Below are 23,021 nucleotides of genomic sequence, written 5' to 3'. Positions count from 1 at the left end.
GAATCCCGTGCCCGGTCACTTCGGTGGCCGGGCACGGCCGCGTTCGGGGTCCGGTGGCCCCGGTGACTACGGAGAGTGATGTACGGTGAGCCCGACGTGACCCGGCGGAGGAACTGGAGCGGACCATGAACGGCACGGGCGGCACCCCCTGGCGCGAGCGATCGGTCATCGTGACGGGCGGCACGCGCGGCATCGGGCGCGGGATCGCCGAGCAGTTCGCCCGCCGGGGTGCGGCGGTGCTGCTCACCGGCCGCGACCGGGAGGCCGCACGTGAGGTCGCCGGGGCGCTGGTCCGCTCCACCGGCGGACGGGTGGTCGGCGCCGGCGCGGACCTGCGCGACCCGGCGGCGATGGAGGAGGTGGCGGCCCTGGCGGAGCGCCTGCACGGGCACGTGGACGTGCTGTGCGCCAACGCCGGGATCTTCCCCGAGAAGCCGCTGCGCGAGATGACGGCCGCCGACGTCGACGAGGTCCTCGCCGTCAACCTGCGCGGCTCCATCCTCTCCGTGCGTGCCTGTCTGCCCGCGATGGAGCGCGCCGGGCACGGCCGGGTCGTGCTCACCTCCTCGATCACCGGCCCCACCACCGGCTACGCGGGCTGGTCCCACTACGGCGCCAGCAAGGCCGGCCAGCTCGGCTTCCTGCGCGGCGCGGCCCTGGAGCTGGCCCCGCTGCGCATCACCGTCAACGCGGTGCTCCCGGGCAACGTCCGCACCGAAGGCCTGGAGGCGCTCGGCGAGGACTACCTGCGACGGATGGCGGCCGCCGTCCCGCTCGGCCGGCTGGGCTCGCCGGCCGACATCGCCCACGCGGTCTGCTTCCTCGCCTCGGACGAGGCCGCCTTCATCACCGGTCAGACCCTGACCGTCGACGGCGGCCAGACCGTCCCCGAGTCGCTGGAGGCCTTCGCTCCGGCGGCGGTCTCCGGCTAGTTCCGCGAGAACGCGCTCTCCCCGGACCTCCCTTGACGGCGCGTCAGGAGGCCCGGAGCTCGCGCTCCAGGGCGGCCAGGGCGAAGGCGTCGGGGGAGGTCTGCTGCCAGCGAGGGCGGCCGAACATGATGTCGGCGGAGATGCCGTTCAGCATGGCGACGGCGCGGACGGTGAAGTCGGCCGGGTCGACGGGGGCGAATTCGCCGCGTGCCTGGCCCTCGCGGACCACGGCCTCCAGGCGGGCGTCCCAGGTGTCGGAGAGCTCGGTGAGCAGCAGGCGGCTCGCGTCGTCGTGGCGGCGGGCGAACATGTGGGTCCACAGGCCGTAGCGCTCGTCCCCCTGTCCGCGGGGGAGGTAGTAGCGGACGAAGTGGGCCAGCTTCTCGGTGGCGGTGGCGGCCCCGGCGGCCGCCTCCTCGAAGCGGGCGCCGAGGTCGGCCTCGCTCCAGGCCAGCGCCTCCAGCAGCAGCCGGTCCTTGCGGCCGAAGTGGTAGAGGATGTGGCCGGTGCTCATGCCGGCCCGGGCCGCGATGTCGGCCATCCGCACCCCGGCGGGGCCCTTCTCCGCGATGGCGCCGATGGCGGCCCGCATCGCCTTCCCCCGCGCCTCGTCGCCGCTCGGCTGGCGCTTCCTCTCGACCATGGCCCATCCCCGGTTCCGTCGTCCTAGACCGTTAGTCTAGACTGAAAATCTAGTCAGTGACCCGACCTGCCAGGAGAGACCCGCAATGACGCGCGGATTCGATGTTGTGGAAGCCGGTATCGCCAGCCTGCGCGCGGCGCTGGAGAAGGGCGAGACCACCGCGGTCGAGCTGCTGGACGCGTACCTCGCGCGGATCGAGGCGTACGACCGCCCCGGCACCGCCACCGCGCTCAACTCCATGGTGGTGATGAACCCGCGGGCCCGCGCCGAGGCCGAGGCCTCCGACGCCCGCCGCGCCCGGGGCGAGCTGCTCGGCCCGCTGGACGGCATCCCGTACACCGCCAAGGACAGCTACCTCGCCGAGGGCCTGACGGCTGCCGCCGGCTCGCCCGCCTTCGAGCACCTGGTCGCCCAGCGCGACGCCTTCGCGATCGAGCGGCTGCGGGCCGGCGGCGCCGTGCTGATCGGCCTGACCAACATGCCGCCGATGGCCAACGGCGGCATGCAGCGCGGGGTCTACGGCCGCGCCGAGAGCCCGTACAACGCCGAGTGGCTGACCAGCGCCTACGGCTCCGGCTCCTCCAACGGCTCCGGCACCGCGACCGCCGCCTCCTTCGGCGCCTTCGGCCTCGGCGAGGAGACCTGGTCCTCCGGCCGCGCGCCCGCCTCCAGCAACGCCCTGTGCGCCTACACGCCCAGCCGCGGCGTCATCTCGGTGCGCGGCAACTGGCCGCTGGTGCCGACCATGGACGTCGTCGTCCCGCACACCCGCACCATGGCCGACCTGTTCGAGCTGCTCGACGTGGTCGTGGCCGACGACGCGGAGACCCGCGGCGACCTGTGGCGCGCCCAGCCCTGGATCGAGCTGCCGGCCGCCTCCGAGGTCCGCCCGGCCTCCTACCCCGCGCTCGCCCCCGCCGACGCCGCGGCCGCGCGCGCCGCGCTGGCCGGCAAGCGGGTCGGCGTGCCGAAGATGTACGTCAACGCCGACCCGGAGGCCGGCACCAACCCGGAGGGCGGCATCGGCGGCCAGACCGGTCAGCGGGTGGACACCCGCGCCTCGGTGATCGCCCTGTGGGAGGCCGCCCGCCGCGACCTGGAGGAGGCCGGCGCCGAGGTGGTCGAGGTCGACTTCCCGGTGGTGTCCAACTACGAGGCGGACCGTCCGGGCGCGCCCTCGCTGTTCACCCGCGGCTTCGTCACCCGGGACTTCCTCAAGGTCGAGATCGAGGACCTCTCCGCCTGGGCCTGGGACGACTTCCTGCGCGCCAACGGCGACCCGGCGCTGCCGAGCATCGCCGAGGTGGACGCCGACCGGATCTGGCCCAAGCACCAGGGCGAACTGCCGGACCGCTACGCCGGGTTCGACGACACCATCGGCGACTACCCGCGCTTCGTGGCGGAGCGTCCCTACGCCTCCTTCACCGACATGCCGCACGTGGAGCAGGGCCTGCGCGGACTGGAGGAGACCCGCCGGGTCGACCTGGAGCAGTGGATGGACGGGCTCGGCCTGGACGCGGTGGTGTTCCCCGCGCTGGCCGACGTCGGCCCGGCCGACATGGACGTGAACGAGGCCTCGGCCGAGCTCGGCTGGCGCAACGGCGTCTGGGTCGCCAACGGCAACCTGGTGCCCCGTCACCTCGGCATCCCCACCGTCACCGTGCCGATGGGCACCATGGCCGACACCGGTATGCCGGTCGGCCTGACCTTCGCGGGCCGCGCCTACGACGACAACGCCCTGCTGGCCCTCGGGGCGGCCTTCGAGGCGACGGGCGAGCGGCGGACGGAGCCGGGGCGCACCCCGCGCCTGTCGGCCTGACGCCCGCGCGTCGTGGTTCCGGCGGCGGGGTGACGTCCCTTCAGGGGCGCACCCCGCCGCCTGCCGTTCGGGCGGCTTCCCGGCGGATCCGGCCACGGAGCGTCGTCGGCGGGTGGTATGACGGTGCGGAGCCTGGAGGTGGTCCGTCATGACCCGGTACTGCGTCGATCCCGTTCGGCACGAGCTGATCGCCACCTGGGGGAGCGGGGAGGGGGACTTGGCCGCCCGGGTCTCCGCCGTCCCGGCCGGCACCAGCCTGGCCGGGCTGTCCCGGCTGGCGAGCGTGCTGACGCAGTTCTCCGCCGCGGCCTGGCACACCTACACCCACCCGGCCGGCGCCGCGCACTCCCTGGAGCCGGGGACGGAGGGCTGGCGGCGCGAGCGCGAGCGCGAGGCCTTCGAGGAGGTGGCCCGGGCGGTGGAGGACCCGCACCTGCCGCACGGCGGCTCGATCACCGTCTCCTCCAGTCCGCTGGTGGAGAACGCCAACCGGATCGGCCGGGCCCTGCTGGCGCTCGCCGTACCGGAGTTGACCGAGGCGGTCCGGGCCGAGGTGCGGGCCGAGCTGGCCGCCGTGGAGGCGGCCGAGCTGGGGGCCCTCTCCGGCCGGGCCCAGCAGGCCGTGCTGCTCTCCCGGGAGGACGCCTCGCCGGTCCAAGTGGCCGCCGCCGACCGGCTGTTGGAGGACAACCCGTTCGGCCCGGCCGCACTCTTCTCCGAGGTGGACCCGACGGCGGCGGCGGTGGCGGCCGCCCACTGGCTGGCCGCCGCGGCCGAGGCGGCCGCCGCCGTCTCGGGCCACCCGGCCACCGAGGTGGTCCGCGAGGCGGACGCGGTCGAGTCCCTGCCGTACGAGACGCCGACGCTGGTGCTGGAGCTGATCGAGGCCGGCGCGTCCCCGTACGACGTCGTCACCGGCCTGGTGCGCCACGCCCTGCGGGTGGCCGACGGGGTGCTGCCCGATCCGGCGGCCTTCCGCGAACAGCTGGAGGAGGCCGAGGAGTTGCTCGCCGCCTACGCCGAGGAGGACGAGGACGACGACGGCGACGGCCCCGACCTGCGGCTGACCCCGCTGGACCCGAAGCGGCCCGCGCGCGACCTGCTGGAGGACCTGCTCACCGGCATCCAGGGCTGCTGGCTGCTGCACGACGAGTACGCGGAGCCGCTGGACGGAGGGGCGGAGGAGGGCGAGGAGGGAGAGGAGGGAGAGGAGGAGGCCGAGGCCCGGCAGAACGGCTCCCGGGAGGCCTTCGCCGCGCTGGTGCGGGCCGTCGCCGCACAGCACCACGATCGGCTGGTCTGACCCGGCAGGGCGGCAGCCTTGCATGGCCTATCGAAAATCGATAGATTCCCATCGTTGATCGATGGAGGGATGGGTCATGGGACGATTCACCGTGCGTGCGCTGCGCGCCGTGCTCGGGGTGGTGTTCACCGGCACGGTGCTGCTCCAGGTGCTGATGGTGTGGACGCTGGTGAGCGGCAGCGATCCGGAGGACGGGACGATGCCGTTGACCGCGCTGCGGGTGATCGTGGTGCTGGGGATGCTGGCCGCTCAGGTCGCGCTCCATGCCGTCTGGCGGCTGGTGGCGATGGTGCGGCGCGGCACCGTCTTCTCGCACGCCGCCTTCGGTCACGTGAACCGGGTGATCGGCTCGATCGTGGCTGTCGCCCTGCTCTGGTTCGTGGTCACCGGGATCAACGCGCCGGGGCAGCGGGAGGACCCGGGGGTCACCGTGATCATGGCCGGCATCGGCCTGGCGATCCTCGGGGTGGCGCTGGTGGTGCTCGTGCTGCGGATGCTGCTCGACCAGGCGACGCAGCTGCGCGCCGAGCTCGACGAGGTGATCTGATGCCGATCGTGGTCGACATCGACGTGATGCTGGCCCGCCGGAAGATGTCGGTGGGCGAGCTCGCGGACCGGGTCGGGATCACCCCCGCCAACCTGGCGGTGCTCAAGAACGGCCGCGCCAAGGCCGTCCGCTTCGCGACGCTGGCCGCGCTCTGCGAGGCGCTCGGCTGCCAGCCGGGCGACCTGCTGCGCTGGGAGTCCGACGAGGAGGCCCTCGGCGGGTGACGACGGGCCGCGAACGCGGGACGGCGGGGGCGGGGTCACCGGTTTCGGTCCCGCCCCCGCCCCTGCCGTTCCGGGCGGGTCAGATCACGTGCACCTGCTGCGCCTGCGGGCCCCGCTGTCCCTGGCCGACCTCGAACTCGACCCGCTGTCCCTCCTCGAGGCTCCGGTAGCCGGCTCCCTGGATCTCGGAGAAGTGCACGAAGACGTCCGGCCCGCCGCCGTCCTGCTCGATGAAGCCGAACCCCTTCTCCGCGTTGAACCACTTGACGGTGCCCTGTGCCATGCCTCGTGCCCTTCTCTGGTCGCCCACGCCGGATCGCCGTGGTCGGCGACGATCATCCCCGGGCGCGCGGAGCGGAAACCGCAGGCGTGGGCGTCGACCCGTACGGGTGAGTCGCCGCCCGTAGAGGTGATCCCGGCGGTGCGGGCGGTCGAGCCTGCGGGGGCGCGGGCCTGCGGCGGGTGAGGATGGCGGCGACCGGGAGGAGCGAGCGGATGACGATCGGCCGACGGGGGTTCCTGACCGCGCTGGGGCTGGGCGGCGGGATGGTGGCGACGGGCGGGCGGGCGGCCTGGGCCGCGCCCGGGGGAGACCGCGCGGAACCGCCGGACTGGGCCGCGCTCAAGGACCGGCTGGACGGACGGCTGCTGCTGCCCTCCGACCAGGGTTACGCGGTGGCCCGGCTCGGCTACAACGAGCTGAACGACCGTCAGTACCCGGCCGCCGTCGCGTCCTGCACCTCGGCGCAGGACGTCCAGTGGTGCCTGGACGCCGCCCGCGGCCACGGCGTCCCGATCGCCGCCCGCAGTGGCGGCCACAGCTACCTCGGCTACAGCGTGCCCGCCGACGGCCTGGTGATGGACCTGCGCCCGATGGCCCGGGTCGAGGTCGGCGCCGACGGCACCGCCCGGGTCGGAGCCGGGGCCCGGCTGATCGAGGTCTACGCGGCCCTGGCGGCGGCCGGCCGGCTGCTCCCGGCCGGCTCCTGCCCGACCGTCGGCGTCAGCGGGCTCACCCTCGGCGGCGGCATCGGCGTGCTGGCCCGCAAGTACGGGCTCACCTGCGACCGCCTGGTGGGCGCGGAGCTGGTGACGGCGGACTCCCGGGTGCTCACGGTCTCGGAGGAGTGCGAGCCGGACCTCTACTGGGCGCTGCGCGGCGGCGGAGGCGGCAACTTCGGCGTGGTCACCTCCTTCACCTTCCGCACCGCTCCCGCGCCCGAGCTCACCGTCTTCGCGCTCCGCTTCCCGGCCGGCTCGGCGGCCGAGCTGGTGGGTGCCTGGCAGCAGTGGATCGCCGAGGCCCCGCCCGAGCTCTGGTCCAACTGTGTGCTCTCCGGCGGCACCCCGCCCACCGCCCGTGCGGGCGGCTGCTACGTCGGCTCACCGGCCGAACTCTCCCCGCTGCTGGACGACTTGGTCGCGCGCGTCGGCGTGCCGCCGACCACCCGCACCGCCCAGGCCAAGAGCTACCTCGACGCGATGAAGTACATGGCCGGCTGCGCCAACGACACCATCGCCCAGTGCCACCCCGTCTCCGAGGGTGGCCGCCTGCCCCGAGCCTCCTTCGTCGCGGTCTCCCGGATGCTCGGCTCCGCGGTCGACGCCGGCCGCCTGGTCGCGCTGCTCGAAGGCCGCACCGGCCTGGACCTCCTGCTGGACTCCCTCGGCGGAGCCGTGGCCGAACTCGCCCCCGGCGCAACGGCGTTCCCGCACCGCTCGGCGCTGGCCTCCGCCCAGGTGTACGCGAGCGCCACCCGTGCGAACCAGCAGCCGGTCACCGCCTCGGTCGACGCCGTCCGCGACGGCCTGGCCGCCCTCGGGGCCACCAGTGCCTACGTCAACTACATCGACGCGACCCTCCCCGACTGGGGCACCGCCTACTACGGCGCCAACCTCCCCCGCCTGAAGGCGGTTTCGAGCACCTACGACCCGGACGGGGTCTTCGCCTTCCCGCAGTCCGTCTCCCGGGCCCGGCCTCCGGCCGGTCGGCTGACGGTTCAGCAGCTGACGGCCGGCCGGTCCCGCACCACCAGGTCGGTGCGGCCGGGGGTGGAGTCGGTCCAGAGCACCCGGGTCCAGAGCACCCGGGTGCCCCGGTCGGCGGCGGGCATGTACTGGCCGGCCCGGTTGCAGGACAGGCGCTGCGGGGTGCCGCCGGTGACGGGGAACTGCCAGAGCTTGGGCAGGTCGCTGTTGAGGATCTTGCGGGTCCTCGGGGTCACGAAGTCGTAGGCGAAGGTGACGGCCTGGTCGGAGGCGGTCAACTCGTCGATCCGGCGCGGATCGGAGGAGCTGCCGGTCAACAGGTCGGTCACGCCGGAGCCGTCCGTGGCGGCGGAGCGGATCGAGGTGCCGCGGCTGCGGTCGCTCGGCGTCTCCAGCCAGAGCAGCCGGTCCGAGGTGAAGAGGGTGTGGGAGACCTCCGTCTCCTGGGCACCGTCGGCGCCGCCCAGGACGTAGCGGGCGACCACCTTGCCGGTGGCCAGGGAGCGGACGGTCTGGGCCCGCAGGGTGCGCCCGTTCTCCTCCCAGCGGTCGGTGAAGGCGAGCAGGTCGCCGCGGAGGGCGGGGGCCTCCGCGGCGTGACCGTCGGGCAGTTCGACGGGCGCGGCCGCCGCTCCGTCGGCGGAGAGCCAGAGCCGGGTGCGGCCGGTGGAGAAGTCCAGTGCGGTGAAGGCGACGTGGCGGCCGGAGACCCGGACCTTGGTGACCATCGCGTCGGTGGCGGTGTGCACGGTGCGGAGGGTGCCGCCGTCGAGGGGCCGGACCACCACCGACCAGGAGGGCCTGCCGGAGTCGGTCGGGCGCTGGACGACCCAGGCCGCCGAGGTGCCGTCGGTGGCGGGGGCGAGGTGCGAGGCGCGGTCCCCGGCCGGGCTGAGCAGGACCGGCTCGGCGGAGCTGCCGACCCTGCCGGTGAGCACGCCCATGAAACCGCCCCGGTCGGTGGGCATCACCCAGCGCCCGCCGGCCACGTCCACCCGGTTCTCGGTGCCGCCGACGAGCGAGTCGAGCACGGTGCGGCTGTCCATGCCGATCCGCCGCTCCCAGCCGTCCTTGATCCCGTGGGCGTCGAACGCGGCCGTCACCGAACGGAGTTGGGCCTTGGTCAGGCCGAGCGAGCGGCCGGCCGCGAGCACCGCGTTCCGGGTGTCGACGAAGCTGTCCAGCGGGGTGAGGTACTCGGTGACCGTCCGGTACACCAGCCGGTCGGCGAGCAGCGGGTCCAGGGTGCGCCGGATGTCCCAGAGGGCGCCGCCGACGATGTCCGCGTTGTCGTGCACGCTCTCCTGGGTGAAGCTCTCCGGGAAGCCGACGTAGTCGTTCACCGTGCTGCGGCCGAGGTCGAAGCGTCGCGTCGCGCAGGCCTCCGGGGTGCCGGTGCGGCAGAGCGTCTCGCCGAGCAGCGCGGCCTGCGGGTCGGTCATCGGGATGCCCCGGGCGGTGACCTCCACCGCGTTGCCGAAGTAGTCGGCGAGGGCCTCGTCGAGGGCGCCCGACTGGCCCCGCTGGACCAGCTTGGCGGTGCTCCCGATCACGCCGTGCGTCATCTCGTGGCCGGAGACGTCGAGCGCGGTGGCGAACGGGAGGTACTTGGCGTTGCCGCCGCCGTAGGTCATCCGCCCGCTGCCCCAGAAGGCGTTGGCCAGGCTGCTGCCGTCCCAGTCGGTCACGTTCACCACGGCGTCGATCGGGCCGCCGGCGCCGTCGATGCCGTTGCGGCCGAGCCGGTCGTGGAAGAAGTCGTACACGGCGGCGGCGTTGCGCTGCGCCTCGGCGGCGCCGGTGGCGGCCGTCGAGGCCGGGAAGTCGGGGGTCGGCGAGGTCACGGGCAGGACGTCCGCGGGCAGCTTGGTGGGAAGGTCATCCGCCGCCCGGCCGCCGGCGTCGTAGACGGTGAGCCGGGCGGGGCGGGTGAGGTCGATCAACTGGTAGCTGCCGTCGGGCAGTCGGGCGATGTTCACCGGGACGGGGCGGCCGTGCACGTCCGGCGCGGTGCCGACGGCGGGGGTGAGACCGGGTGAGGGGGCCGGTGCGGCGGTTGCCGGGGCGCCGGAGCCGCTCCGGGAGGCCACCGAGAGGGCGACCGCGCCGGTGGCGGCGTCCACGTAGACCTCGCGGGCCCTGCCCTCCCAGACCGCCCGGTCGCTGCCGTGCAGGGTGAAGTGCCGGACCAGCCGGCCGCCGCCACCGGGCAGCACGACCTGGCCCCGGTCCTCGGCGGTGAGCCCCGTCCGGGCCGGGCCGGCCTCGACCGAGGCGAGCGCCAGTCCGCGCAGCACCTCGTCGGGGGCGCCCTGGACGGCCGAGGCGGTCAGGCCGGTGAAGTACTTGCCGCCGGCCGACTCGACGCGCTGCGCGGCGCCCTCCCCGGTCAGGTGCACCAGGTAGGCGGAGCCGAAGACCGGCAGACCGGCGTGCCGCTGCTCGAACCTGACGGTCCGCCGGCCGTCCGCCGGACGCTCCACGGCGGTGACGACCAGCTGCGCCGGGTCGACGCGGTAGCGGTCCCGGTGGGCGGCCAGGTAGGCCCGGGCCGCCTCGGCCGGGTCGGCACCCGGGGCCGCCTCCTCCAGCCCGGTGACCAGCTGGGGCGCCTCGGTGCCGGTGCCGGCCACCAGCGCGGGCACCGGGTCGGTGTCGGCGCTGACGGTGATCGGCAGCCCCTCGGCCGGCGCTCCGGCGAACGCCGGCGGTACGCCGACGCCGATGCCCAGCGCGGCGGCGATGGCGGTGCCGAGCAGTTTGGGCGTACGGGAACGGTGGTGCACGGGTGTCCTCCCTCGGGTCGACGGCGGTGCCGGTCGCGGACCGGCCGTGCCTTGCGATGAACATAGGTCATTTTTCTTCATATGTCGATGGACTGCATATGTAGTCCGCCGTGAAGCCCGCCGGCTTCCACCAGGTGGATGCGGCGCGACAGTTGACGGCACGTCTGGAAGGCTGGGCGGATGGGTTTCCCGGGGGAGGCGCCGGTGCTGACCGGTGCGCACGTGAGCTTGGAACCGCTGACGCGGCGTCACGCGGCCGATCTGGCCCAGGCGGTGACGGAGGAGCGCGGCTCCTACGGCTACACCTGGGTGCCGACGGCGGACGGGGTGGAGGACTACATCGACACCCAACTCGCCCGCGCCGCAGCCGGGAAGCTGGTGCCGTTCGCCCAGGTGCGGCTCTCCACCGGCCGGGCGGTCGGGGCCACGGCCTTCTGGGACCCTCGGCCCTGGCCGTCGGGCGAGGGCCTGCGGGCCGTCGAGGTCGGCTTCAGCTGGCTCGCGGCCTCCGCCCAGGGCAGCGGGGTGAACCGGGAGTCCAAGTACCTGCTGTTCCGGCACGCCTTCGAGGAGTGGGGCGTGGCCCGGGTCGACCTCAAGACCGACGCGCGCAACGCCCGGTCGCGGGCGGCGATCGCCTCGGTCGGCGCGCGGTTCGAGGGCGTCCTGCGGAACTGGTCCGCCTCGTGGGCCCCGGGGGAGGAGGGCCGTCTGCGCGACTCGGCGATGTACTCGGTGACCGCGGAGGAGTGGCCGTCGTGCCGGGCCGCCCTGGAACGGCGGCTGGCCGCGGTCCGGGCATGACCGAACGGCCCTCCCCCGTACGGGGAAGGGCCGTTCACGCGGGTTCAGAGCGCGGCGAGCGCCTCGGTGCGGGTGACCGTCCGGCCCAGGGCGCCGTACTCGTGCAGGTCGCCGAAGACCTCGATGCGGAGGGACTGGTCGAGCCCCCCGACCGGGACGGGGTCGAAGCCGGCGGCCGTGATCAGGGCCGCGACCACCGTTCCCGCCGTCGCGTCGTCGGTGGCGTAGAAGCCGACGGCGCGCTCCGGGGTGCGGTGGGCGGCCGCGGCCAGGGTGTCGGCGGAGAGGGTGCCGAAGGCCTTGACCAGGCGGGCGCCCGGCGGGGTGAGGGCGGCCAGCAGGAGGCCGGCCGACTCCTCGGGGCCGATGGTCTTGGCGAAGCCGCCGTGGCCGTCGGGGGCGATCGGGTTGGAGGGGTCGACCAGGATCTTGCCGGAGAGCCGCTCGCCGTAGTGGGCGAAGAGCTCCCGGGTGGTGTCGAGCCAGACCGCGAAGACGATCACGTCGGCCTGCTCGACGGCCTGGTCGACCGTCAGCGGGGTGACCAGGGGACCGAGTTCGGCGGCCAGGTCCTGGGTGGTGGCGAGGTCGGTGCCCGCCAGCAGGACGGGCGAGCCGCCCGCGACGAGGTCGGCGGCCAGGCGGCGGCCGATGTTCCCGGTACCGATGACGGCGGTGGTCATGGGGGTGTTCCTAACGCGAGGGGTGGAGCCACCGGCGCAGCGCGCGGGTGACCAGGGGGAGGCAGACGTAGGTCATCAGCAGGCTGAAGAGCACGGCGAAGACCGCTGACCTGGCCGCCTGCGGGAGACCGGTCAGACGCGGCGTCAGGAACGCCGCGGCGAGCAGGGAGATCGGGAAGACGGCGATGGCGGAGACCACCGCCGTCTTCCAGCGGGGCGGTTCCACGGCGTGGTCAGCTCCGCGGGGCCGCGTGGACCAGGTGCTTGACCTCCTGGAACTCCTCCAGGCCGCGGACCCCGTTGAGCCGCCCGAGGCCGCTCTGCTTGAAGCCGCCCTCCTCGAACATGTCGTGCACCACGGCCCAGGTGTTGGTCCACACCGTGCCGGCCTTGAGCTCGCGCTGGACCCGCAGCGGCCGGTCCACGTCCCGGGTCCAGACCGAGGCGGCCAGGCCGAACTCGGTGGCGTTGGCCCGGGCGACGGCCTGCTCCTCGGTGTCGAAGACCTCGAAGGTGGCGACCGGCCCGAAGACCTCGCGCTGGACGATCGGGGCGTCCAGCGCGGCGACCTCGACCAGCGAGGGGGAGAGGAAGGCGCCGTCGCGCTCGCCCCGCACCAGCACCGTCGCGTACTCCGAGGCCTCGTCCACCATCCGCTCGACCCGCCGCGCGTTGGCCTCGTCGATCATCGGGCCCATCTCGCTGGCCGGATCGTCCCCGGGGCCGACCTTCACCGCCCGCAGTGCGTCGGACATCCGGCGGCGCAGCTCGTCGGCGATGCCGCGCTGCGCCAGGATCCGGCTGCCGGTCATGCAGAACTGACCGGTGAAGGTGGTGACGGCCTTGGTGAGCACCGGCACGACGGCGTCCAGGTCGGCGTCGTCGAAGACCAGCATCGGGCTCTTGCCGCCGAGTTCGAGCGAGAGCGGCTTCAGGGTGGGGGCGGCGGCGGCCATGATGATCCGTCCGACCACGGTGGAGCCGGTGTAGCTGAGCACGTCCACCTCGGGGGAGGAGACCAGCAGGGGCGCGCCGTCGTTGCCGGATTCGGTGAAGACGTTCACCACCCCGGCGGGCAGGCTCGCGGTCTCCGCGATCACCTCGCTGAGCAGCCCGTTGACCAGGCCGGTCTGGCCGGGCAGCTTCATCACCACGGTGCAGCCGGCCGCCAGGGCCGGGGCGAAGGAGCGGACGGCCAGCACCACCGGGGAGTTCCAGGGGGCGATGACGGCGGCGACCCCGGCCGGCTCGCGCAGGGTCATCGAGTACAGGCCCGGCCGGACCTCGGCCGCGCTGCCGTGGTCGCTGAGCGCGAGCGAGGCGTAGTAGCGCAGCTTGGGGACGGTGAGGTCGATCTCGAAGGCGGCCTCGGCCAGGACCTTGCCGTTCTCGCGCGCCAGCAGGGTGATGAACTCCTCGCGCCGGGCGGCGAGCCGGTCGGCCAGCTCGAGCAGGGCGCGGGCCCGCAGCTGCCGGTCCCGGGCCCAGTCGGTGGTGTCGAAGGCGGTGCGGGCGGCGGTGATCGCGGCCCGGGCCTCCTCGGCGCCGCCGTCGGCGAAGGTGCCGAGCGCCTTGCCGGTGGCCGGGTTGAACGACTCGGTGCGGTGGGCGGAGTCGGTCCACCCGCCGTTGATCAGGTGTCGGGCGTGGTGCACGGGAGTCCTCAGGAGGTGTGGGAGTGACGTTCGGTCAGTTCGGTCAGCAGGACGAGCTCGGCCAGCAGTGCGCGGAGCAGGCTGTCGGTGAAGTCGTCGTGCAGGAAGGAGCCGTCGGCGGCGAACCGCCGGTGCGACTCGAAGACGGTGACCTCGGGGTGGGCCACCACGCGGCTCTGGGTGCGGTGCAGGATCTGACGCAGCACCAGCTGGCCCCGGGCGGTGCCGAACCGGGACGGCGAGGCGCCCAGGATCGCGGTCGGCTTGTCCCGCAGCACCGGCGTCTGGTGCTCCTCGGACGGGCGGGAGAGCCAGTCCAGGGCGTTCACCAGCACGCCGGGGATCGCGGAGTTGTACTCGGGGGTGGCGATGAGCAGGCCGTCGGCGGCCTTCACGCGCCGCCGCAGCTCGGCGACGGCGGCCGGGGCCGGGCCCTCCTCCAGGTCCTGGCCGAAGAACGGCAGGGCGCCGAGGCCGGGGTGCAGCTCGACGGTGACGCCCGCCGGGGCGAGGGCCTGCAGGGCGCGCAGCAGGCCGGTGTTGTGCGAGGAGTGCCGCAGGCTGCCGGAGAGGGCGAGGAAGTGCTTGTCCGTCACGGTGGTTCCTTCGTCGCTTCGAGGGGTCGCGGGCCCCGGGGCGGGGCCCGCGACGGGGGTCAGCGGGTGCTGCGGTACGCGTCGCGGACGGCGTCCGCGACGGCCCCGGGGTGACTGACCATCAGGGCGTGCGAGCTGGCGACCTCGGTGGTGCGGGCGTTGGCCCGGGCCGCCATGGTGCGCTGGAGCGCGGGCGGCAGGGCGTGGTCGTTCCTGGCCACCAGCACCCAGGTCGGGACGGTCTTCCAGCCGGCCTGCTTCAGCGGCTGGCCGAACGCCTCGGCGGCGATGGGCCGTTGGGCGGCCGCCATCTGCGCCGCCGCCCCGGCCGGGACGTCGGCGGCGAAGGTGTCGCGGAACCGCTCCGGGTCGAGCGCGATCTCGGTGGAGACGGTGCCGTCCGGGCGGGTGTACTCGAAGGGCTGGGCGGGCAGGTCCGGTGCACCGGCCCCGGCCAGCAGGCCGCCGAGCGACTCGCCCTCGGCGGGCATGAAGGCGGCGACGTAGACGAGGGCCTTGACGTCGGCGATGCCGGGGGCGGCGTTGGTGATGACGGCGCCGCCGTAGGAGTGGCCGACCAGGATCTTCGGGCCCTTGACGCCCTTGAGCAGGCCCTGCAGGTAGGCCGCGTCGTTGGCCGGGCCGCGCAGCGGGTTGGCCACCGCCTTGACCGGGAAGCCCAGGCGGCGCAGTCGGTCGGCGGTGTCGTTCCAGCCGGAGGCGTCGGCGAACGCGCCGTGCACCAGGACCACGGTGGGCTTGGGTTCGGAGCCGTGCCGGTCCTCGGCGACGGCCGGGGCCAGCGAGGTGAGGGAGGTGACCGCGACGGCGGTGGCCGTCGCGGCGAGGGCGGCCTTGCGGCCGGTGGTGCTGTTCATGGACGTTCCTCGGTGGGTGTGCGGCGGGCGCCGCAGGGGTGGTCAACCCTGCGGGTGAGCAGGGAAGTTCGAAGGGTCAGGACGGCGCAGAGCCAGGCCGCCAGGGCGAAGGCCAGCGGGCGCAGCAGCCCGTCCTGCCGGCCGGCGGCGGCGTACGCGACCGGGACGGCGAGCAGCAGCGGGGCGCGCAGCGCCGGCAGCCGGACGACGGTGTCGGGGCGGGGTACGGCCGTGGGGCGGGGTGCGCCGCCGGGGCGCAGCAGCCGTCCGGCGGCGAGCCGGACGCCGCAGGCCAGCAGGACGGCGCCGAGCACGTCGCTGGGCCGGTGCCAGTACAGGGCCTGCACCGCTCCGGCGGTCACCGCCACCCAGAGGGCCCCGGCCGCCGCCACGTGCGGCCGCTGCCGCTCCGGGGTCACCAGGGCGAGGCCCAGGGCCAGGGCCGCGGCGATCGCCACGTGACCGCTCGGGAAGCTCGCCGCCAGCAGCTGCTGCTCGGCGCCGACCAGGTCGGGGCGGGGCAGCAGGGTCTTGCCGGCCAGCTCCGCCGCCCCGAGGGTGCCGCGACGGTCAGGACGGCGGCGGCCCCCTCGCGCCAGCTGTGCCGTGCCACCGTCAGGACGGCGATCACCGTCAGGGCCGCCGCGAGGGTGGCGTACTCGTGGACCAGCGGCGGCGGCCCCCAGGACTCGACGGCCGGGAGGATCCGGGCGCCGTCCGCGTAGCCGACGATCAGGGCGTTCTCGGCCCGCTGGCCGAGCGGGGTCCAGACCGCTGCCAGGTACAGCAGCGCGAGGGCCAGGAAGGCGGTCCCAGCCGGACGACGGAGGGTCATGACCCGTGCCGCAGAACGGCCTTGACCGTCCGGCCGGCCCGGACGTCCGCCACCGCGCGGTCGATCTGCGCCAGCGGGTAGCCGGTGACCAGGCGCTCCAGCGGAAAGCGGCCGCGCCGGTGCAGCTCCAGCAGCCGCGGTATCAGCACGCCGGGCGCCTGATGCCCCATCACCGATCCCCGGACGCTCCGGCCCTTGAGCAACTCGAAGGCGTTGGAGCGGAGTTCGGCCTCCAGTCCGGCCACGCCGAGCACCGCGGCGGAGCCCAGTGGTGCGAGCACCGCGACGGCGGCGTGCATCACCTCGACCACGCCGGTGGACTCCACGCCGTGGTCCACCCCGCGCCCGCCGGTGAGCTCCAGGACGGCTTCGACGGGATCGTCGCGGGACGCGTCCACCCGGTCGGTGGCGCCCAACTCCTCGGCCAGTGAGAGTCGTTCGGGATTGCGGTCGACGGCGATGATCCGCGCCGCGCCGCAGGCCGAGGCGGCCATCAGTGCCGCCAGGCCGACCGCGCCCAGGCCGAAGACCGCCACCGTGGCACCCGCCGCGACCCGCAGCGAGTTGAGCACCGCCCCGGCGCCGGTGATCACCCCGCAGCCCAGCGGGGCCAGCGTCTCGAACGGCAGCCCGTCCGGCACCTTCACCAGGCCGCGCGGGTGGGCCAGGCCGTGCGAGGCGAAGGAGGACTGGCCGAAGAAGTGGTCGTGGACGGGCTCTCCGGCCGCGTCCCGCAGCCCCACTGAGCCGTCGGCGCGCCTGGAGTGGAAGTTCAGCGGGAGGTGGTGCTCGCAGTAGGCGGGCTGTCCGGCCAGGCAGTTGGGGCAGCTCCCGCAGGAGTCCAGGCTCAGCACGACCCGGTCGCCCGGGGCGAAGCCGGTCACGGCCGCACCGACGGCCTCCACCACGCCCGCGCCCTCGTGGCCCAGCACCACCGGGTGCGGGGTGGGCAGGCGGCCGGCGGCGGCCTCCAGATCGGTGTGGCAGAGCCCGGCGGCGGCGTAGCGGACCAGCACCTCGTCCGGGCGCGGGTCCTCCAGGGTCAGGGTCTCCAGCCGGAAGCCGGAGTCGGCGGCGCGGGTGACCGCGGCGGTGACGGTGGTGGGCATGAGGTCTCGTCAACTCCCCTGGGAGACGGGTGCGGTGCGGCCCAGGAGCAGATCGGAGGCCTTCTCGCCGATCATGATGCTCGGGGCGTTGGTGTTGCCGGTGGTCTCGTGCGGCATGACCGAGGCGTCGGCCACCCGCAGGTTGGCCACCCCGTGCACCCGCAGCTCGGGGTCGACCACGGCCAGGGCGTCCAGGCCCATCCGGGCGGTGCCGACCTGGTGGTGGCCGGAGACCACGGTGGCGCGGACGTGCTCGCGCAGCGCGGCCCGGGTGGTGGTGCCGGGGCCCGGCAGCACCTCGCCGTCGTTCCACTCCCGCAGCGCCGACTGCCCGGCGATCTCCCGCAGTTGCTCCAGGTTGTCGGTCAGGGTCTCCAGGTCGCGCGGGTCGGAGAACACCCGCGGGTCCAGCACCGGAGGCACCGACGGATCGGCCGAGCGCAGCCGCAGCTCGCCCCGGCTGTGGGGGTGCAGCAGCTGGCCCACGGCGGAGAAGCCGTGCTCGGGCAGCTCGGCCCCCGGCACCGGGTAGGGGAAGGAGAGGAACAGCGGCTGGACGTCGGGCACCAGCAGCCCCGGGCGGGAGGAGGCGAAGTACTGCGCCTCCAGGCCCTGGGCGGCCCAGGCCGGCAGCGGACGCTTCGACCGCCAGACCAGCGGGGCCGACCAGTGGTCCTGCAGGTTCTGCCCGACGCCGGGCAGGTCGGCGCGCACCGGCAGCCCGAAGGAGCGCAGGTGGTCCGCGGGGCCGAGGCCGGAGAGCATCAGCAGCTGCGGGGTGCCGAACACCCCGCCGGAGAGCACCACGTCCCCCGCCGACCGGGCCACCGCCGGCTGTCCGCCGACCGTGTAGGCGACCCCGGTCGCCCGGCCGCCCTCGACCACGACCCGGGTCACCAGCGCGCCGGTGACCACGGTCAGCAGCGGGTTGCCCCGGACGGCGTGGCCGTAGGCGACCCAAGTGGACTGGCGGCGGCCGTCCTTGATGGTGTGCTGGGTGTAGCTGACGCCGTGCTGGCCGTCGCTGTTGTAGTCCTCGTTGAACGGCAGCCCGTACTGCCCGGCGGCGGCCACCCAGGAGCGCACCAGGGCGTCCGGCCCCGGGTTGCGCTGGACGTGCAGCGGGCCGCCGGTGCCCCGGCCGCCGGCCGGGCCGCCGTCGAAGTCCTCCATCCGGCGGAAGTACGGCTCGACGTCCCGCCAGGACCAGCCGGCCGCGCCCTGGTAGGCCCAGGAGTCGTAGTCGGCGGCGGCGCCCCGGACGTAGATCATGCCGTTGAAGGAGCTCGACCCGCCCAGGGTCCGTCCGCGCGGCCACGGCAGGCGGCGGCCGTCGGCCTCGGTCTGCGGCTCGGTGGCGTAGGCCCAGTCCCAGTCGCTGCCCCAGAGCCGGATCGACCCGGTGGGGTCGTGGATCGCCTCGTTCTCGTCGGCCGGCCCGGCCTCCAGCAGCAGGACCCGGCGGCCCGCGTCCACCAGGCGGCGGGCGACCACGGCTCCGGCCGAACCGGCGCCGACCACGATGTGCTCGTACTCGTTGCTCATGTGCTCCTCCTCGGAAGGGAGTTCAGATCTGTCGGGCGATGTGCTCGGCGGCCGCGATCACCGTGAGGTTGGTGGCGGCCGACGGGACGTCGGGCAGGATCGAGGCGTCCACCACCCGCAGCCCGGCCACCCCGCGCACCGCGCCCAGCCGGTCGGTGACGGCCGTCGGGTCGTCCTCGGCGCCCATCGGCGCGGTGGAGGTGGGGTGGTGGTAGGTGTCCAGGGTGGCCAGCACCGCCGCCTCGATCGCGGCGTCGTCCACCGCCTGCGGGCCCGGGTTGAGCTCGCGCTCCGCCAGCGCGGCCAGCGGCTCGGCGGCGCCGATCCGGCGGGCCAGCCGCACGCCCTCGACCAGTCGGCGGCGGTCCTCGGGCTCGGCCAGGAAGTTGAGGTCGATCCGAGGCGGGGCCGCCGGGTCGCGGCTGACCAGGGAGAGCCGGCCCACCGACGCCGGGCGCACCAGCGCGACGGCCAGCACGTACCCGACCCCGGTCGGGCTGGTGGCGTGGTCGAACAGGTGGGTCGCGGTGACGTGCAGGTCCAACTCGCCCTCGACGGCGCCCGATCCGGCGGTCCAGACCTTGGCGCCGATCACCGGGGTCTGCGCGCCGATCAGCTCCGGCACCGCCGCGTACGCGTTGTAGAAGAACGGGTGGTCCTGCAACCGCCGCCCCACCGGCAGGTCGGCCACCACCGGCACGCCCAGCTCCGCCAGCTCCTCGGCGGGCCCGATGCCCGAACGCAGCAGGATCGCCGCGCTGCCGTACGTTCCAGCGCTGAGGATCACCTCGGCGGCCCGGACCTCGGTGCCGTCGGCGAGCAGCACCCCGGCCGCCCGTCCGGCGTCGAACAGCACCCGGTCGACCAGCGCCCCGTCACGGACCGTCAGGTTCGGCCGGGCCCGGACCTCCTCGGTCAGGTAGGCCATCCCGGTGTTCACCCGCACCCCGTCCCGGACGTTCATCGGGTACGGGCCGACGCCGTGCGGCTCGGCACCGTTGAAGTCCTCCACCGGCGGCAGGCCCACGGCCAGCGCCGCGTCGACGAACGCGCGCTGCATCGGGCTGAGGTCCTCCCGGCCCAGCTGGGTCACCGGGAGCGGGCCGGTGCGGCCGTGCAGCTCCTCGGCGCCCGCCGCCGTGGTCTCCAAGGCCCGGAAGGCGGGCAGCAGTTCCTCGTACGACCAGCCCTCCAGCCCGCGGGCCGCCCACCGGGCGAAGTCCGAGGGCAGGGCCCGCACCGCGACCGACCCGTTGACGGCCGAGCTCCCGCCGAGCACCTTCCCGCGGAACGCCTCCACCGGATGCCCGATCACCCCGGGCTCGGACCGGTACCCCCAGTCGTGCCCCGTCCAGCCGCCCAGCAGGCTGCTGGACGCGACCTCGACGGGGTAGCCGCCGGGGGCGTAGGCGGGGCCCGCCTCCAACAGCAGCACGCGGCGGGCGGGATCCTCGGTCAGGCGGGCGGCGAGCACGGCTCCGGCGGAGCCGCCCCCGACGATGACGGTGGTCAGGACGGTGTCGTTCATGCCACCGAACCTAGGCAGCCGCCCACCCGGGCACATCGGTCACCGAATCCGTCATCCCCGCCGGGCCGCGCAGGGCCGGCCAGTGCCCTCCGGGCGGCGCGGGTAGGTGGTCAAACCGGGGGCGCGAGGAACTGCGCGAAGCGGAAGAGGGAGACCGTGTGCCGGGTACGGAGCCTCACGTGCAAGTGGTTGTCCGTACCCGGCACACGGGTCTGTGTCTTCCGATTCGCGCAGTTCCCCGCGCCCCCGGGGTGACCACGTTCCAGAGGAGGACCTCGTCGCCGAGCGGACCGCCTACACCGAAGCGATGGACTGACGTGGCGCACGACGCTGGCCGTGGACGTGACGCCGAGGCGGCCGGACGGCGGACCGGTCAACCTGGCGGTGTTCTCTCCGGACGCTGCGGCGCGAGGCGAAGGTCCGACGGGTGGCTGACACAGGGTCCTGATCCTGCGTCCCGGAACTGACGATGACTTCGGTACCCCGGACGACGAAGGCCCCCGAGCCCTCCCCATCACGGGGTCGGTGCGGGGGCCTTCTGCGTGTTGGTTGGTCAGATGGCGCCGAACTCACCGTTGGCGACGGCCAAGGCGAACGCGGCCCACGAGCTGGCCGGGAAGACCAGGGCCGGGCCGTCGGGATCCTTCGAGTCGCGGACGGGAACCAACCCGGCCGTCGGAGCGAAGTTGAGTGCGGGCTCGATGCACTGGCCGCCATCCCCGTTGCTGTAAGAGGACTTCTGCCAGGCGGCCTCAGCCAGGTCGATGTGCGGCATGCTCGTGCTCCTCTGCGATCTGATCCAACAGGGCAAGGGACTCTTGCAGCGTGAGCGCTGTCGCCCGAGCAAGATCGTAGGACACCGCATGCTTCCTGACGACCTCCGGATCGTCCTGCGTCACGCCTGAGTGGGTCCCTTCGGTGTACACCACGTCCGGTTGCCCATCATGGAATGAGAGTAGGGTCACGACCCCGCCGAGCAGCGCATGAGCCCCAACTCTGCTCGGAATCACCTGCATGACGACCACACGCGACCGGATCATGGTCGATAGGTGGCGTACTTGTGCCCCCATCACGCCATGGCCTCCGACTGGCCGGCGGAGTACGTCCTCGTCGACCAGCCACACCATCGTGGGCCTGGTTGGACCGTCAAGGATCTGCTGACGTTCGAGTCGGGATGTGACCGTGGATTCGATCACCTCATCGGGCGCCAGGGGCTTCGCCGCAACGATGAGCGCTCGGGCGTATTCCTCGGTCTGCCCAAGTCCCGGAAGAAACGGCCCCCCATAGTCACGGATGTGGGAGGCCTTCGGCTCCAGCTTGCTGTACTCCTCGAAGTAGGACGGATACTCGCGCCCCAGGTGGTGCCACAGAATCTCGAACCGCCCTCGTGCCTCAGGGAACCGGGCGTCAACCTGTCGGGCGAAGGGCAGTTGGGGACGCTTGCGTGCGTTCTCAAGCTGCCCGACCAGGCTGCCGGTGTATCCGAGTTGCTCCCCGAACGCCTCCTGCGAGAGGCCGAGTTGAGCGCGCAGCTCCCTCAACTCATGCCCGAACAGGGCTTCAAGACTCTCCTTCGGGTCCAACTCGGTTGGACTGGGCACGGTACCCCCCGATTTTCGTGAGACCACAGTTGGATCGGAACGTCTACCGATCGTAACTCTCGGTACCGATGCTGTAGTCAGAACGCATCGCAGTAACGGACCGGTGGACGGTCCGCAGCAGGACGCTGCCGACCTGCCCGAGCCGGCCGAGGACGAGTAGGGCCAGGCGGCGTGGGGTCGAGCAACTCGGCTACGCGGCAGAGCCGTTGATCGTGTCAGCAGCACCATGAATCGGAGGCACAGCACACATGACAACCGCACCGTGGGGAACTACCCGCATGGCGCCGTTCGCGGCGACCTCGGCGATCCCGCAGTACACGCCCGTGCTCGACCCGGAAACGCAGATGGCCGTGATCGTGGATGACCAGGGCCGGACGGTCGAGCTGGGCGGTCACGGCACCAGCACCAGCGGCACGACGCCCACGTTCACCACTCCCGACGGCAACCAGCCGGGTGCGTCGGACAGCGACAGCACCGAGTCCTACGACCAGGACGTGAGTTCCGGCTGATGAACGACCCTCGCCGGTCGGTGCTGGTGCTGACCAACCCCGCCGACGTGACTACCGACGTGGTTCTCCGGGTGCTCGCCGAGCGCCGGGTTCCGGTGGTCCGTCTCGACCCCGGCACCGACCTGCACGCGGGTGCCTCGCTGACCGCCACGTACGGTACGGGCGCTCAGCGGGGCACCCTGCGCACGCCGAGTCGGACGGTCGACCTGACACGGGTTCGGTCGGTGTGGGTCCGCAGGCCCTCGCCCTACGAAGGCCCGCCGGACCTGGACGGCCAGGACCGCCGGTTCGCGGCCGAGCAGTCGTTCTGGGGAGCGGGCGGCATCCTCGCCTCGCTGCCCCGGGCGTACTACGTCAACCACCCGTGGAGCAACCGCGCGGCCGAGTACAAGCCCGCTCAGCTCGCCGCCGCGCAGCGCTGCGGGTTCCTGGTGCCGGACACCGTCATCACCAACGAGCCGGACACGGCGCGGGAGTTCGCCGCCTCCCACCTCGGTGGTGTGGTCTACAAACCGTTGTGGAACTCGCCGTACCGCGTGGACGACCAGCCCCACAGCGTGTGGGTCCGGGAGGTGGAGGGGGCCGAGATCACCGACGCCGTGTCCGTCTGCCCCCACATGTTCCAGGCCACGGTGGACAAGGCGTACGACGTGCGGGTGACGGCCGTCGGCGACCGCTGCTTCGCCGTTCGGATCGTCAGCCCCGATCTGGACTGGAGGGTTCGGCAGGACCTGATGACCTGCACGCCGGTCGAGCTGCCCGCGGACGTGAGCCGTTCCATTGCGGCCTACCTCGCCGAACTCGGTCTGATATTCGGCGCGTTCGACTTCGCCGTGACCGCTGACGGTCTCTGGTACTTCCTTGAGTGCAACCCCAACGGTCAGTGGGCGTGGCAACCGGCGGAAACCACCACCGCCATCGCCCACGCCCTCGGCGACCAGCTAGTGTCCTGAGTCCTTGATCCGTCGGATGTATCCGGCGAGGGATTCGAGGATCTGGTCAGCGGGTTTGGTCCAGACGTAGGGCCGGGGGTCG

At 73.8% G+C, this 23,021-nt stretch carries 23 protein-coding genes and 1 pseudogene; 9 read left to right on the top strand and 15 right to left on the bottom strand.

The window, feature by feature from the left end; translation table 11 throughout:
* The first annotated feature begins 125 nt into the window (after positions 1-125).
* Positions 126-932: a 3-oxoacyl-ACP reductase FabG gene (gene fabG / locus ACWCYY_RS37205; protein WP_449798558.1), complete on the top strand. Its 807-nt coding sequence runs from the start codon at positions 126-128 to the stop codon at positions 930-932.
* Between the two features lie 43 nt (positions 933-975).
* On the opposite strand, the gene ACWCYY_RS37200 is transcribed toward fabG, so the two are convergent.
* Positions 976-1,575, bottom strand: coding sequence for a TetR/AcrR family transcriptional regulator (locus ACWCYY_RS37200; RefSeq protein WP_449798557.1), 600 nt, complete (start codon positions 1,573-1,575; stop codon positions 976-978).
* Between the two features lie 85 nt (positions 1,576-1,660).
* On the opposite strand from ACWCYY_RS37200, the gene ACWCYY_RS37195 reads away from it, so the two are divergent.
* The 4 genes from ACWCYY_RS37195 to ACWCYY_RS37180 all read left to right on the top strand — a co-directional run bounded on the left by ACWCYY_RS37195 (position 1,661) and on the right by ACWCYY_RS37180 (position 5,468).
* Entirely contained in the window at positions 1,661-3,394 is a 1,734-nt protein-coding gene (locus ACWCYY_RS37195; RefSeq protein ID WP_345285983.1) for an amidase, read from the top strand.
* A gap of 148 nt (positions 3,395-3,542) precedes the next feature.
* Positions 3,543-4,697, top strand: coding sequence for a hypothetical protein (locus ACWCYY_RS37190; protein WP_449798556.1), 1,155 nt, complete (start codon positions 3,543-3,545; stop codon positions 4,695-4,697).
* A 76-nt stretch (positions 4,698-4,773) separates the two neighbouring features.
* Positions 4,774-5,244, top strand: a complete 471-nt coding sequence (locus ACWCYY_RS37185; RefSeq protein WP_449798555.1) for a DUF2975 domain-containing protein — start codon at positions 4,774-4,776, stop codon at positions 5,242-5,244.
* Positions 5,244-5,468 (top strand): helix-turn-helix domain-containing protein, encoded by a 225-nt coding sequence (locus ACWCYY_RS37180; protein ID WP_345285978.1) that lies wholly within the window; start codon positions 5,244-5,246, stop codon positions 5,466-5,468. Before ACWCYY_RS37185 ends, ACWCYY_RS37180 begins: the two co-directional genes overlap by 1 nt.
* A 79-nt stretch (positions 5,469-5,547) precedes the next feature.
* Here the strand turns inward: ACWCYY_RS37180 and ACWCYY_RS37175 are convergent, their stop codons facing one another.
* The gene (locus ACWCYY_RS37175) at positions 5,548-5,751 is read right to left on the bottom strand and encodes a cold-shock protein (RefSeq protein WP_345285976.1); all 204 of its coding nucleotides are present in this window, start codon (positions 5,749-5,751) and stop codon (positions 5,548-5,550) included.
* Positions 5,752-5,963: 212 nt separating this feature from the next.
* On the opposite strand from ACWCYY_RS37175, the gene ACWCYY_RS37170 reads away from it, so the two are divergent.
* Entirely contained in the window at positions 5,964-7,703 is a 1,740-nt protein-coding gene (locus ACWCYY_RS37170; RefSeq protein ID WP_449798554.1) for an FAD-binding oxidoreductase, read from the top strand.
* Positions 7,704-8,542: 839 nt separating this feature from the next.
* On the opposite strand, the pseudogene ACWCYY_RS37165 reads toward ACWCYY_RS37170, so the two are convergent.
* Positions 8,543-10,324 (bottom strand): annotated as a pseudogene (locus tag ACWCYY_RS37165) (M4 family metallopeptidase); the annotation flags it as partial.
* A gap of 99 nt (positions 10,325-10,423) precedes the next feature.
* Here ACWCYY_RS37165 and ACWCYY_RS37160 point away from each other — a divergent pair.
* Positions 10,424-11,047 carry a GNAT family N-acetyltransferase gene (locus ACWCYY_RS37160; RefSeq protein ID WP_345285967.1) on the top strand — a complete coding sequence of 208 codons (624 nt, stop codon included), beginning with the start codon at positions 10,424-10,426 and terminating at the stop codon, positions 11,045-11,047.
* A gap of 44 nt (positions 11,048-11,091) precedes the next feature.
* On the opposite strand, the gene ACWCYY_RS37155 is transcribed toward ACWCYY_RS37160, so the two are convergent.
* From ACWCYY_RS37155 to ACWCYY_RS37100, 12 genes are all read right to left on the bottom strand, one after another.
* The gene (locus ACWCYY_RS37155; protein ID WP_345285966.1) at positions 11,092-11,730 is read right to left on the bottom strand and encodes an NADPH-dependent F420 reductase; all 639 of its coding nucleotides are present in this window, start codon (positions 11,728-11,730) and stop codon (positions 11,092-11,094) included.
* A 10-nt stretch (positions 11,731-11,740) separates the two neighbouring features.
* Positions 11,741-11,956: a hypothetical protein gene (locus ACWCYY_RS37150; RefSeq protein WP_345285964.1), complete on the bottom strand. Its 216-nt coding sequence runs from the start codon at positions 11,954-11,956 to the stop codon at positions 11,741-11,743.
* A gap of 7 nt (positions 11,957-11,963) precedes the next feature.
* Complete coding sequence (locus tag ACWCYY_RS37145) at positions 11,964-13,385, bottom strand: aldehyde dehydrogenase family protein (RefSeq protein WP_449798553.1); 1,422 nt, start codon at positions 13,383-13,385, stop codon at positions 11,964-11,966.
* An 8-nt stretch (positions 13,386-13,393) separates the two neighbouring features.
* Positions 13,394-13,981: an NADPH-dependent FMN reductase gene (locus ACWCYY_RS37140; RefSeq protein ID WP_449798552.1), complete on the bottom strand. Its 588-nt coding sequence runs from the start codon at positions 13,979-13,981 to the stop codon at positions 13,394-13,396.
* A gap of 59 nt (positions 13,982-14,040) precedes the next feature.
* Positions 14,041-14,859, bottom strand: coding sequence for an alpha/beta fold hydrolase (locus ACWCYY_RS37135; protein WP_449798551.1), 819 nt, complete (start codon positions 14,857-14,859; stop codon positions 14,041-14,043).
* Positions 14,856-15,344, bottom strand: a complete 489-nt coding sequence (locus ACWCYY_RS37130) for a phosphatase PAP2 family protein (RefSeq protein WP_449798585.1) — start codon at positions 15,342-15,344, stop codon at positions 14,856-14,858. Before ACWCYY_RS37130 ends, ACWCYY_RS37135 begins: the two co-directional genes overlap by 4 nt.
* Positions 15,275-15,694, bottom strand: coding sequence for a hypothetical protein (locus ACWCYY_RS37125; RefSeq protein ID WP_449798550.1), 420 nt, complete (start codon positions 15,692-15,694; stop codon positions 15,275-15,277). The genes ACWCYY_RS37130 and ACWCYY_RS37125 overlap by 70 nt, the downstream gene beginning before the upstream one ends.
* Complete coding sequence (locus ACWCYY_RS37120) at positions 15,691-16,803, bottom strand: NAD(P)-dependent alcohol dehydrogenase (protein WP_380150425.1); 1,113 nt, start codon at positions 16,801-16,803, stop codon at positions 15,691-15,693. The genes ACWCYY_RS37125 and ACWCYY_RS37120 overlap by 4 nt, the downstream gene beginning before the upstream one ends.
* A 9-nt stretch (positions 16,804-16,812) precedes the next feature.
* Entirely contained in the window at positions 16,813-18,348 is a 1,536-nt protein-coding gene (locus ACWCYY_RS37115) for a GMC family oxidoreductase (protein WP_380150424.1), read from the bottom strand.
* Between the two features lie 22 nt (positions 18,349-18,370).
* The gene (locus ACWCYY_RS37110; protein WP_449798549.1) at positions 18,371-19,876 is read right to left on the bottom strand and encodes a GMC family oxidoreductase; all 1,506 of its coding nucleotides are present in this window, start codon (positions 19,874-19,876) and stop codon (positions 18,371-18,373) included.
* Between the two features lie 553 nt (positions 19,877-20,429).
* Positions 20,430-20,651 (bottom strand): DUF397 domain-containing protein, encoded by a 222-nt coding sequence (locus ACWCYY_RS37105; protein ID WP_380150422.1) that lies wholly within the window; start codon positions 20,649-20,651, stop codon positions 20,430-20,432.
* Positions 20,629-21,459, bottom strand: coding sequence for a helix-turn-helix domain-containing protein (locus tag ACWCYY_RS37100; RefSeq protein ID WP_449798548.1), 831 nt, complete (start codon positions 21,457-21,459; stop codon positions 20,629-20,631). The genes ACWCYY_RS37105 and ACWCYY_RS37100 overlap by 23 nt, the downstream gene beginning before the upstream one ends.
* A gap of 266 nt (positions 21,460-21,725) precedes the next feature.
* Here ACWCYY_RS37100 and tgmA point away from each other — a divergent pair, with 266 nt between their 5' ends.
* Together tgmA and tgmB are read left to right on the top strand one after the other, a co-directional pair.
* Positions 21,726-21,986: a putative ATP-grasp-modified RiPP gene (tgmA, locus tag ACWCYY_RS37095; RefSeq protein ID WP_449798547.1), complete on the top strand. Its 261-nt coding sequence runs from the start codon at positions 21,726-21,728 to the stop codon at positions 21,984-21,986.
* Complete coding sequence (gene tgmB / locus ACWCYY_RS37090) at positions 21,986-22,939, top strand: ATP-grasp ribosomal peptide maturase (protein ID WP_449798546.1); 954 nt, start codon at positions 21,986-21,988, stop codon at positions 22,937-22,939. The genes tgmA and tgmB overlap by 1 nt, the downstream gene beginning before the upstream one ends.
* Positions 22,940-23,021: the final 82 nt, after the last annotated feature.

It is taken from the genome of Kitasatospora sp. NPDC001664, from assembly GCF_053596675.1.
This window is presented reverse-complemented; position numbering and strand designations above follow the sequence as displayed.

Coding starts and splice junctions, on each gene's coding strand:
- ACWCYY_RS37110 (WP_449798549.1), bottom strand. CDS start 19,876: ATGAACGACACCGTCCTGACCACCGTCATCGTCGGGGGCGGCTCCGCC.
- tgmA (WP_449798547.1), top strand. CDS start 21,726: ATGACAACCGCACCGTGGGGAACTACCCGCATGGCGCCGTTCGCGGCG.
- ACWCYY_RS37185 (WP_449798555.1), top strand. CDS start 4,774: ATGGGACGATTCACCGTGCGTGCGCTGCGCGCCGTGCTCGGGGTGGTG.
- fabG (WP_449798558.1), top strand. CDS start 126: ATGAACGGCACGGGCGGCACCCCCTGGCGCGAGCGATCGGTCATCGTG.
- ACWCYY_RS37170 (WP_449798554.1), top strand. CDS start 5,964: ATGACGATCGGCCGACGGGGGTTCCTGACCGCGCTGGGGCTGGGCGGC.
- ACWCYY_RS37155 (WP_345285966.1), bottom strand. CDS start 11,730: ATGACCACCGCCGTCATCGGTACCGGGAACATCGGCCGCCGCCTGGCC.
- ACWCYY_RS37120 (WP_380150425.1), bottom strand. CDS start 16,803: ATGCCCACCACCGTCACCGCCGCGGTCACCCGCGCCGCCGACTCCGGC.
- ACWCYY_RS37175 (WP_345285976.1), bottom strand. CDS start 5,751: ATGGCACAGGGCACCGTCAAGTGGTTCAACGCGGAGAAGGGGTTCGGC.
- ACWCYY_RS37160 (WP_345285967.1), top strand. CDS start 10,424: ATGGGTTTCCCGGGGGAGGCGCCGGTGCTGACCGGTGCGCACGTGAGC.
- ACWCYY_RS37180 (WP_345285978.1), top strand. CDS start 5,244: ATGCCGATCGTGGTCGACATCGACGTGATGCTGGCCCGCCGGAAGATG.
- ACWCYY_RS37105 (WP_380150422.1), bottom strand. CDS start 20,651: ATGCCGCACATCGACCTGGCTGAGGCCGCCTGGCAGAAGTCCTCTTAC.
- tgmB (WP_449798546.1), top strand. CDS start 21,986: ATGAACGACCCTCGCCGGTCGGTGCTGGTGCTGACCAACCCCGCCGAC.
- ACWCYY_RS37200 (WP_449798557.1), bottom strand. CDS start 1,575: ATGGTCGAGAGGAAGCGCCAGCCGAGCGGCGACGAGGCGCGGGGGAAG.
- ACWCYY_RS37190 (WP_449798556.1), top strand. CDS start 3,543: ATGACCCGGTACTGCGTCGATCCCGTTCGGCACGAGCTGATCGCCACC.
- ACWCYY_RS37195 (WP_345285983.1), top strand. CDS start 1,661: ATGACGCGCGGATTCGATGTTGTGGAAGCCGGTATCGCCAGCCTGCGC.
- ACWCYY_RS37115 (WP_380150424.1), bottom strand. CDS start 18,348: ATGAGCAACGAGTACGAGCACATCGTGGTCGGCGCCGGTTCGGCCGGA.
- ACWCYY_RS37135 (WP_449798551.1), bottom strand. CDS start 14,859: ATGAACAGCACCACCGGCCGCAAGGCCGCCCTCGCCGCGACGGCCACC.
- ACWCYY_RS37125 (WP_449798550.1), bottom strand. CDS start 15,694: ATGACCCTCCGTCGTCCGGCTGGGACCGCCTTCCTGGCCCTCGCGCTG.